This window comes from Blastococcus sp. SYSU D00669 (assembly GCF_054050715.1).
This window is the reverse complement of sequence record NZ_JBJGZV010000076.1, coordinates 1-8,840: the sequence shown is the minus strand read 5'-3', so window position 1 is coordinate 8,840 and position 8,840 is coordinate 1. Positions and strand designations below refer to the sequence as shown.

The 8,840-nt window shown below is 73.8% G+C and carries 7 protein-coding genes; 1 reads left to right on the top strand and 6 read right to left on the bottom strand.

All coding sequences use genetic code 11. The features are described from left to right. The first annotated feature begins 184 nt into the window (after positions 1-184). On the top strand, positions 185-2,824 hold the full coding sequence (locus tag ACI8AF_RS27325; protein ID WP_456542934.1) for a bifunctional diguanylate cyclase/phosphodiesterase: 2,640 nt from the start codon (positions 185-187) through the stop codon (positions 2,822-2,824). 13 nt (positions 2,825-2,837) lie between these two features. Here the strand turns inward: ACI8AF_RS27325 and ACI8AF_RS27320 are convergent, their stop codons facing one another. Genes ACI8AF_RS27320 through ACI8AF_RS27295 form a run of 6 tightly spaced genes read right to left on the bottom strand, consistent with a single transcriptional unit; the run spans position 2,838 to position 8,520 of the window. Next, entirely contained in the window at positions 2,838-3,260 is a 423-nt protein-coding gene (locus ACI8AF_RS27320) for a hypothetical protein (RefSeq protein WP_456542933.1), read from the bottom strand. Further along, entirely contained in the window at positions 3,257-4,144 is an 888-nt protein-coding gene (gene mshB, locus ACI8AF_RS27315) for an N-acetyl-1-D-myo-inositol-2-amino-2-deoxy-alpha-D-glucopyranoside deacetylase (RefSeq protein WP_456542932.1), read from the bottom strand. The genes ACI8AF_RS27320 and mshB overlap by 4 nt, the downstream gene beginning before the upstream one ends. A gap of 47 nt (positions 4,145-4,191) precedes the next feature. Further along, positions 4,192-5,253 (bottom strand): ABC transporter ATP-binding protein, encoded by a 1,062-nt coding sequence (locus tag ACI8AF_RS27310; RefSeq protein ID WP_456542931.1) that lies wholly within the window; start codon positions 5,251-5,253, stop codon positions 4,192-4,194. After that, entirely contained in the window at positions 5,250-6,524 is a 1,275-nt protein-coding gene (locus tag ACI8AF_RS27305) for an ABC transporter ATP-binding protein (protein WP_456542930.1), read from the bottom strand. The genes ACI8AF_RS27310 and ACI8AF_RS27305 overlap by 4 nt, the downstream gene beginning before the upstream one ends. An 11-nt stretch (positions 6,525-6,535) precedes the next feature. Beyond that, on the bottom strand, positions 6,536-7,501 hold the full coding sequence (locus ACI8AF_RS27300; RefSeq protein ID WP_456542929.1) for an ABC transporter permease: 966 nt from the start codon (positions 7,499-7,501) through the stop codon (positions 6,536-6,538). A 29-nt stretch (positions 7,502-7,530) separates the two neighbouring features. Continuing rightward, positions 7,531-8,520 (bottom strand): ABC transporter permease, encoded by a 990-nt coding sequence (locus ACI8AF_RS27295; RefSeq protein ID WP_456542928.1) that lies wholly within the window; start codon positions 8,518-8,520, stop codon positions 7,531-7,533. Positions 8,521-8,840 lie beyond the last annotated feature (320 nt).

The window sequence follows — 8,840 nt, the reverse complement described above, 5'->3', positions numbered from 1 at the left end:
GCCCGCCGGGCGGGGCCGGGGGGCGGGCGGGCGGGGTGGGGGTTTGGCCGGGCGGGCGGCGGGGCACGCGGGGCGCCCGGGGGGGGGGGGGGGGGGGGCCCCCCCCCGCCTCTCGGTGTGGGTGCACGAGCAGACCACCGGGACCGCGGTCCCGTTCCGGCGCTCCCTCGCTCCCGGGGCGGAGGTGTCCGACCACGCGGGCCTCACCAGCCCGGTCACCATCGCCCGCTCCGCGCTGCTGTCCGCCGTCGTCGGCCGGTGCGAGCCGGTCGTCGTCCGCGAGGGCGGGCGCCGGGCGGCCGACCGGGAGGCGGCCGGCTACGGCATCCGGTCCGCGCACGTCGAACCGCTGGTCCGCGACGGCGCGGTGGTCGGCGTCCTCACCGTCGAGCCGGCCGCGGCCGTCGCGCCGGTGCCGCTGCGCGGCGCGCTGCCCGCGCTCGGCCAGGCCCTCGTCGAGGCCTGGGGACGGCGCAGCGAGCGGCGCCGCCTGCACACCGCCGAGGTGCTGCTCGCCCTGGTCGAGCAGGTCACCTCCGCGCCGACCGTGGACGCGCTGCTCGCCACCGCGTGCCGCCAGCTCGCCGAGCTCGGCGAGGTCGAGCGCGCCTGCGTCTTCCTGGTCGAGGACGACCGGCTGGTGCCGCGCATGGCCGGGTTCGCCGACGGCCGCCGCGATCGCGCCAGCTTCGAGCGGTTCCGGACGGCGCCCGAGCCGCTGCCGCTGGTCGAGACCGTGCTGCGCACCGGCGAACCGCGGGCCGCCGACCGCGACTCCGACCAGCTCCCCGGCTGGTGGGCGGAGACCTTCCACATCGCCTCGGCGCTGGCCGTGCCCCTCGGTCGCGGACCGGAGCCGGTGGGCGTCCTCACCCTCGACAGCCCGCGGCTGCGCCCGTTCTCCGAGGAGGTCCGGCGCATGGCCGCCGCGGCCGGCGCCTACCTCGGCGGCGCCCTCGAGCAGGCCCGCGCCGCGCAGGCACGTGACGCGTCGCTGCGCACGGCCCGGGTGGTGCGCCGGCTGCTGGTGGAGGGCGCCTCCGCCACCAGCGTCCCGGACGCCGCCGAGGTGCTCGCCCGCGCCGTGCGGCACCTGGTCGGGACCGAGCGCAGCGCCGCCTACAAGGTGGACGCGGCGGGCCTCATCGAGGACGTCCGGCACGTCGGCTGGGCCGACGAGCACAAGCTGGTCGTCCGGGAGCGGCTGCTCGGCCGCCCGGCGGCCGACGTCCCGCTGTGGCGGCACACCGTCGAGCACCGGGCACCGGTGTTCGTCGAGGACGTCGCCACCTGCGACCTCATCCCCGCGCCCCTCGCGCGGGCGCTGGACCTGCGCTCCTACGTCTCCATCCCGCTGCTCGCCGGCGACCGGCTGCTCGGGCTGGTCATCACCGGGTCGACCAGCGCGACCGGCGACTGGTCGCCGGAGGTCCGCGAGGCCGTGCGCCAGGTGACCCTCGAGGGCTCGCTGGTGATCGAGAACGCGGTGCTGCGCGCGGTCGAGCAGCAGCGGTTGCAGCAGCTCGCCGAGGAGGCGCACCAGGACGCGCTCACCGGGCTGGCCAACCGCCGCCGGTTCGTCGAGGAGCTGGAGCGCAGCGTCTACGGCGACGCCGGCCGGCGCAGCGCCGTCCTGATGATCGACCTGGACCGGTTCAAGGAGATCAACGACAGCTTCGGGCACAGCGTCGGCGACGACCTGCTCTGCCTGGTCGGCCCGCGCCTGGAGCAGGCGCTGGGCGCGGGCGACCTGCTGGCCCGGATGGGCGGTGACGAGTTCGCCGTCCTGCTGCCCGACGCCGACCGCTGCCGCGCCGTCGAGGTCGCCCAGGGCATCGCCACCGCGCTGCGCGAGGCGTTCGTGCTCGACGGCATGCCGCTGCACGTCGACGCCAGCATCGGCATCGCGCTGTGCCCGGACCACGGCCGCGACCGCTCGCTGCTGCTGGCCCGCGCCGACACCGCCATGTACGCCGCCAAGCGCGACCGCCGCGGCTTCGAGGTGTGGGCGCCCGACGGCACGCCCGACTCGCGCGACCGGCTGGAGACCCTCGAGCAGCTGCGCGCCGCCCTCGACACCGAGGAGCTGGTCCCCCACTACCAGCCGCAGCTCGACCTGCGCACCGGCACCGTCGTCGGGGTGGAGGCGCTGGTGCGCTGGCAGCACCCGACCCGCGGGCTGCTCACGCCCGACGTGTTCCTGCCGCTGGCCGAGCAGGCCGGGCTGATGCGGCGGCTGGCGATGCGCGTCCTCGAGCGGTCGCTCACCGACCTGCGCGCGTGGCGGGCGGCCGGGCACGACCTGTCGCTGGCGGTCAACCTCTCGGTCTCCAACCTGCAGGACGTCGCCCTGCCGGAGCAGGTGGCGCTGCTGCTCGACACGCTCGGCGTGCCCGCCGCGGCGCTGACGCTGGAGATCACCGAGGACGTGCTGATGTCCGACGCCGCCCGCACGCAGCAGGTGCTCACCGGGCTGCGCGCGCTGGGCGTGCGGCTGTCGATCGACGACTACGGCACCGGCTACAGCTCGCTGGCCTACCTGCGCGCGCTGCCGGTGCACGAGCTCAAGCTCGACCGCAGCTTCGTGCGGAACCTGACCTCCGACCCGCGGGCCGCGGCCATCGTGCGCAGCACCCTGCAGCTGTCCCGCGACCTCGGGATGACCATGGTCGCGGAGGGCGTCGAGGACGCCGACGCGCTCGCCGCGCTGGCCGCGTGGGACTGCGACGTCGCGCAGGGCTTCCACGTCGCCCGGCCGATGCCGGCCCAGCAGTTCCTCGCCTGGCTGGTCGCCGGGGCCGTCCCCGCCGCCGCGCCGCGCTGAGCGGCGGGCGCGTTCACCGCTCGGCGGCCGGCTGGACCTCGGCGGCGTCCGGGACCGCCGGTCGTGGCGGCGGCATGGTCAGCACCCGGCCGACGGCGAACGCCGCGGCGACGACGCCGGCCAGCAGGAACAGGAGGTTCAGCACGCCGAGCGCCCCGCCGCCGGTCAGGACCAGGTCGCCCTCGGGTCGCCGCTGGGCGGCGGCCAGCGCGACCGTCCCCCACACCAGGGCGGGCAGGACGGCGACGACGCGGGAGCCGGACAGCCGGTGCGCGGCGGCGACCAGGAGCAGGTTGCCGACGACTGCGGCGACCAGCGACACCGGCACGAGCACGCCGCCGACCCGCAGCGGCAGCCAGAAGACCTCCACCAGCGCCAGCCAGCCGGCGACCGCGACCACGAGCAGCCCCCAGCCGACCAGCGCGAGCGCCCTCACGGGGTGAGACCGGCGAAGAGGTCGTCCTCCCAGCCCTGAGGGGTGTCCCCGGCCGGCCCGCGCTCTCCGCGGACCAGCCGGTAGTACTCGGTGCCCAGCACCTCCAGGCCGAGGTTGTTCGACAACGCGAAGAACGGCCCGTCGACGGTGATCTGGGTGGGGTGGGCGCGCAGGGCGGCGTCCTTCTGCCCGGCGTACTGCCGCGCGTCGACGGCGGCGGTGACCACCTCGTCGGCGACGACGAAGTCGACCTCCTCGATGTCGCCCAGCCCCTCGAACGGCGAGTCCTGCCCGAGGGCGGCCATCGCCTCGATGCCGTGCTGGATCACCGAGCGCGGCATGGCGCACCAGTAGACCTTCGCGACGTCCCACGGCTCGCCGAGGTCGGGGCGGTAGCCGGGGTCGCCGGCCAGCTCGACCGCGCGCATGGCCACGCGGTGGGCCTGGATGTGGTCGGGGTGGCCGTAGCCGCCGTTCTGGTCGTAGGTGACCACGACCTGCGGCTGCACCTCGCGGACGACGGCGACCGCGTGCGCGGCCGCCTCGTCGAGGTCGGCGTTCCAGAAGGCGCGCGGGTTCTCGTTGGCCGGCGTGCCCATCATCCCGGAGTCCCGGTAGCGACCGGCCCCGCCGAGGAACCGCACGTCGGTGACGCCGAGCGCGTCCATCGCCGCCCGCAGCTCCCAGATCCGGTAGCCGCCGAGCTGGTCGGCCTGGTCGGCGGCCAGCTGCGCGAGCTCCGGGACCAGCACCTCGCCCTCCTCGCCCAGCGTGCAGGTGAGCAGGGTGACGCGGGCGCCCTCGGCGACGTAGCGGGCCATCGTGGCCCCGTTGTTGATCGACTCGTCGTCGGGGTGGGCGTGCACGAGGAGGATGCTCTTCACAGCGCGATCCTGCCGGATCGCACCGCGGTGCCGGGCGCGGTCCCCTGCTACAGGACCTTGAGCGCCTCCGCGTAGTGGCAGCGGTTGTCGTGGCCGACGCCGCGGTCCTCGAGGACCGGCTCCTGGTCGATGCACAGCTGCCGCTCGGCGTCGCTGAGCACGTTGGCGAACTTCTGGCAGCGGGTGCGGAACTTGCAGCCCGACGGCGGGTTGGCCGGGCTGGGGACGTCGCCGCCGATGATGATCCGCTGCCGCTGGCGCTCGCGGCGCGGGTCGGGCAGCGGGATCGCCGAGAGCAGCGCCTGGGTGTAGGGGTGCGCCGGCCGCTCGAACAGCTCGTCGCGGTCGGCCACCTCGATGATCCGGCCGAGGTACATCACCGCGACCCGGTCGGAGATGTGCCGGACCACCGACAGGTCGTGCGCGATGAACAGGTAGGACAGCCCGAGGCGGTTCTTGAGGTCCTCGAGCAGGTTGATGACGCCGGCCTGGATGGACACGTCCAGCGCCGACACCGGCTCGTCGAGCACGAGCAGCTTGGGCTCCAGGGCCAGCGCGCGGGCGATGCCGATCCGCTGCCGCTGCCCGCCGGAGAACTCGGCCGGGTAGCGGTTGGTGTGCTCCGGGTTGAGCCCGACCTGCTCGACCAGCTCGCGGACGCGGGCCCGCAGCTCCTGGTTGCTGCTCGTCAGCCCGTGGATGATCAGCGGCTCGGCGACGATGTCGAACACCGGCAGCCGCGGGTTGAGCGAGGCGTAGGGGTCCTGGAAGACGATCTGGATGTCGCGCCGCAGCGGCCGCATCGCCTTGCGGTCCAGGCCGACGATCTCCCGGCCCTGGAACTTCACCGAGCCGCCGGTGGCCGGCTGCAGGTTGAGGATCGCCCGCCCGGTCGTGGACTTGCCGCACCCGGACTCGCCCACCAGCCCGAGCACCTCGCCGGGGTAGATGTCGAGGTCCACGCCGTCGACCGCGCGGACCGCGCCGACCGTGCGCTTGATCAGCCCGCCGCCCTTGATCGGGAAGTGCTTCTCCAGGCCGCGCACCGACAGGATCGGCTCGCCGTCGCGGAGCGGGGCGGCGGCGCGGTCGGTGGTGGGGGCGGTCACTCCTGGGTTCCTCTCGGGGTGGTCACCGTGCCGGTCTCGCCGCCGGCGTGCGCCGCGGGCTCGGTCTGGTCGTGCGGCGGGGTGCCGCGGACGTCGCCGTCCCGGCCCGCCTCGGGCGAGGTCGCGGCGTCCACCGGGTAGGCGCCGTCGCCGAGCAACGTGTCGGCGCTGGTCTCCTCGAACACCTCGGCGGCGTGGCCGTGCGCCTGCTCCACGATCTCGGTGCGGATGCAGGCGGCGGTGTGGTCGCGGCCGACGTCGTAGAGCGGCGGCTCGGCGGCGTCGCACTCGGGGATGTGCAGCGGGCAGCGCGGGGCGAACGGGCAGCCCGGCGGCATGTTCACCAGCGACGGCGGGGAGCCGACGATCGGCGTCAGCCGCTCGCGGGTGGAGCTGTCCAGCCGCGGCAGCGAGCCGAGCAGGCCGAGGGTGTAGGGCATCCGCGGCTCGTAGTAGATGTCCTCGACGCTGCCGACCTCCACCGGCCGGCCGGCGTACATGACCAGCACGCGGTCGGCGACGCCGGCGACGACGCCGAGGTCGTGGGTGATCAGCACCATCGCGGCGCCGGTCTCCTCCAGCGCCGTGTCGAGCACCTCGAGGATCTGCGCCTGGACGGTCACGTCGAGCGCCGTCGTCGGCTCGTCGGCGATGATCACGTCCGGCTGGTTGGCCATGGCGATCGCGATGACGACGCGCTGGCGCATGCCGCCGGAGAACTCGTGCGGGTAGGAGCGGGTGCGCGCGGCGGCGTTCGGGATGCCGACCAGCTCGAGCAGCTCGGTGGCCCGGGCACCGGCGGCCTGCCTGGACAGCCGCTTGTCGTGGACCCGCAGGGTCTCCTCGATCTGGTAGCCCACGCGGTAGACGGGGTCCAGGGAGGTCATCGGGTCCTGGAAGATCATCGAGATGCCCTTGCCGCGGACCCGGGACATCGCCGGGTCCTTCTGGCCGAGCAGCTCCTGGCCGCGGTAGCGCACCGACCCGGTGATCCGGGCGTTGCTCGGCAGCAGACCCATGACCGCGAGCGACGTCACCGACTTGCCGGAGCCGGACTCGCCGACGATGCCGAGCACCTCACCGGAGCGCAGCGTGTAGTCGACGCCCCGGACGGCGTTGACCAGGCCGTCCTGCGTCGGGAACGACACCCGCAGGTCGCTGACGTCGAGCAGGGGTGCGCCCGGGTCGAAGCCGGGCAGGCTGTGCGCCCGCTCCGGCTGCAGGGTGCCGACGGAGGTCGCGCCGGTCGACGCGCCGTCCTGGGTAACCATGGAGCTCCTTCTCAGGCCCGCACGCGGCGGTTGCTCGGGTCGAAGGCGTCACGGATGCCGTCGCCGATCAGGTTGATCGACAGCACGATGACCAGCAGCGTGATGCCCGGGAAGTAGAAGAGCCACGGCCGGGTGCTGGCGGCCTGGACGCCGTCGGACACCAGCCGGCCGAGCGAGGTCTGGTTGGCCCCGTTGACGCCGAACCCGAGGTAGGTCAGCGACGCCTCGAGGATGATCGCCGTCGCCGCGGCCAACGTCGTCCAGACGATGAGCGCGCCGAGCGAGTTCGGGATCAGGTGCTTGAAGATGATCCGCTTGTTCGAGGCGCCGAGCGCGTGCGCGGCCTCCACGTACTCCTTCTCGCGCAGCGAGAGGAACTGGCTGCGCACGATCCGGGCGAGGTCCAGCCAGCCGAACAGGCCGAGGATGATGCCGACGCCCAGCGGCGTGCGCGCGCCGGGGAAGTTGCTGGCGACGACCAGCAGGACGACCAGCAGCGGGACGGTCAGGATCAGGTCGACGATCCGCATGAGGACGTTGTCGATCCACGTGCCGAAGTAGCCGGCCAGCGAGCCGATCAGGACACCGAGCGGCAGGGCGATCGCCACGAACAGCAGCACGATGAACAGCGACCGCTGCACGCCCTGCATCAGCCCGGCCAGGACGTCGCGGCCGATCTCGTCGCTGCCGAGGAGGTAGCCCGCCGTCCCCGGCGGCACGGACTGCGCGTCGCGGTTCTGCGCCCCGTACTCGACGCCGTGGATGAGCGGTCCGACGAACCCGAACAGCAGCATGAGCACGAAGATGACCAGGCCGGTCATGCCGACCTTGTTGTGCAGGAAGTGCCGGACGATCTGCTGCCGCTGGCTGCGCGCCTTGACCGTGAACTCCCGGTCGACGTCGCGGTCCGGCGGCAGGCCGGGCTCGGCCGGGAGGGCGGAGCCGGCCGAGTCGGTGGCGGCCTGGGTGGTGGCCATGTCTGCCTCTCTCTCTGGTCCGCGGCGCGTCAGGCGAGACGGATGCGCGGGTCGAGGACCGCGTAGAGGATGTCGGCGATCAGGTTGAACAGGACGACGAACGCGGCGCTGACCAGCAGCCAGCCGAGCACCACGTTGATGTCGTTGTTCCCGATGCCGTTGTTGAGCAGGTACTCACCCATGCCGTGCCAGACGAACACCTGCTCGGTGATGACGGCGCCGCCGAAGAGCGTGCCGATGCCCAGGGCGACGACGGTGGTGAGCGGGATGAGCGCGTTACGCAGTCCGTGGCGGACGACGGTCCGCCGGTAGGTCAGGCCCTTGGCGCGGGCGAGCCGCATGTAGTCCGAGCCGAGCACGTCGAGCATGGCCGCGCGCTGGAACCGGCTCCACGCCGCGAAGGTGAGCAGCGCCAGGCTCAGCGTGGGCAGCACGAGGTGCCCCAGCCGGTCCATCCATATCTCGCTGCCGGTGGCGTAGAGCTCGATGCCCGGTGTCTGCTCGCCGATGGTGAACAGCACCTGTTTGCCGAACAGGTCGTTGATGCCGCCGGCGACGAACTCCTTGAGCAGCGCCGCGAACCAGAACGTGGGCAGCGCGATGAGGAGGTAGGCCAGGAAGGTGAAGGCGTAGTCCGAGGGCCGGTACTGGCGGACGGCGCCGATGACGCCGACGACGATCGCCAGGACGATCGCGATGACGATCGCCAGCAGGATCATCCGGCCCGTGACCAGCAGCCGGCCGGGCAGCTCGTTGGCCACCGGGGTGCTGTTCACCGTCTGGCCGAAGTCGCCCTGGACGACCCCGGTCAGCCAGTTCCAGTAGCGGACGAAGAAGTTGTCGTTGAGCCCGAGCTCCTCGCGGAGGTTGTCGAAGAACGACTCCGGGGGGCGGGGCTGGATCGTGTAGTACCTGGCCAGCGGGTCGAAGCTGGCCGCGCAGAGCGCGAAGACGAGGAACGAGCTGGCCAGCAACACGAAAACGGATCCGATGATCCGTCTGATCGTGAAGAAGAGCACCGGGGCACCTTACGTCGGGAGCGGACACCCTCCTGTGGGAGAGCGGACCGCTCGGACGAGCCACGCAGCTGCCGGAGCGGGTCGGCGATCCGTCGCTGCGATCGCGATCGTGATGGATCGAGGGTCGTACGCCGCGGCCCCCGGGGCAACTGCGCCGGGGGCCGCGGTCGTACCCGCCCGTGCGGGCGGTCGTGCAGTCAGGAACCTGTCCTGGGGGGGGGGGGGGGGGGGGGGGGGGGCGGCGGGGGGGGGGGGGGGGGGGGGGGGGGGGGGGGGGTGGTGCGCCGGCGCGGGCGGGGGGGGGGGGGCGGGGGGGGGGG

Excerpts from the sequence above, each read along its gene's own strand:
- ACI8AF_RS27305 (WP_456542930.1), bottom strand. The coding sequence starts at position 6,524 with ATGGTTACCCAGGACGGCGCGTCGACCGGCGCGACCTCCGTCGGCACC.
- ACI8AF_RS27300 (WP_456542929.1), bottom strand. The coding sequence starts at position 7,501 with ATGGCCACCACCCAGGCCGCCACCGACTCGGCCGGCTCCGCCCTCCCG.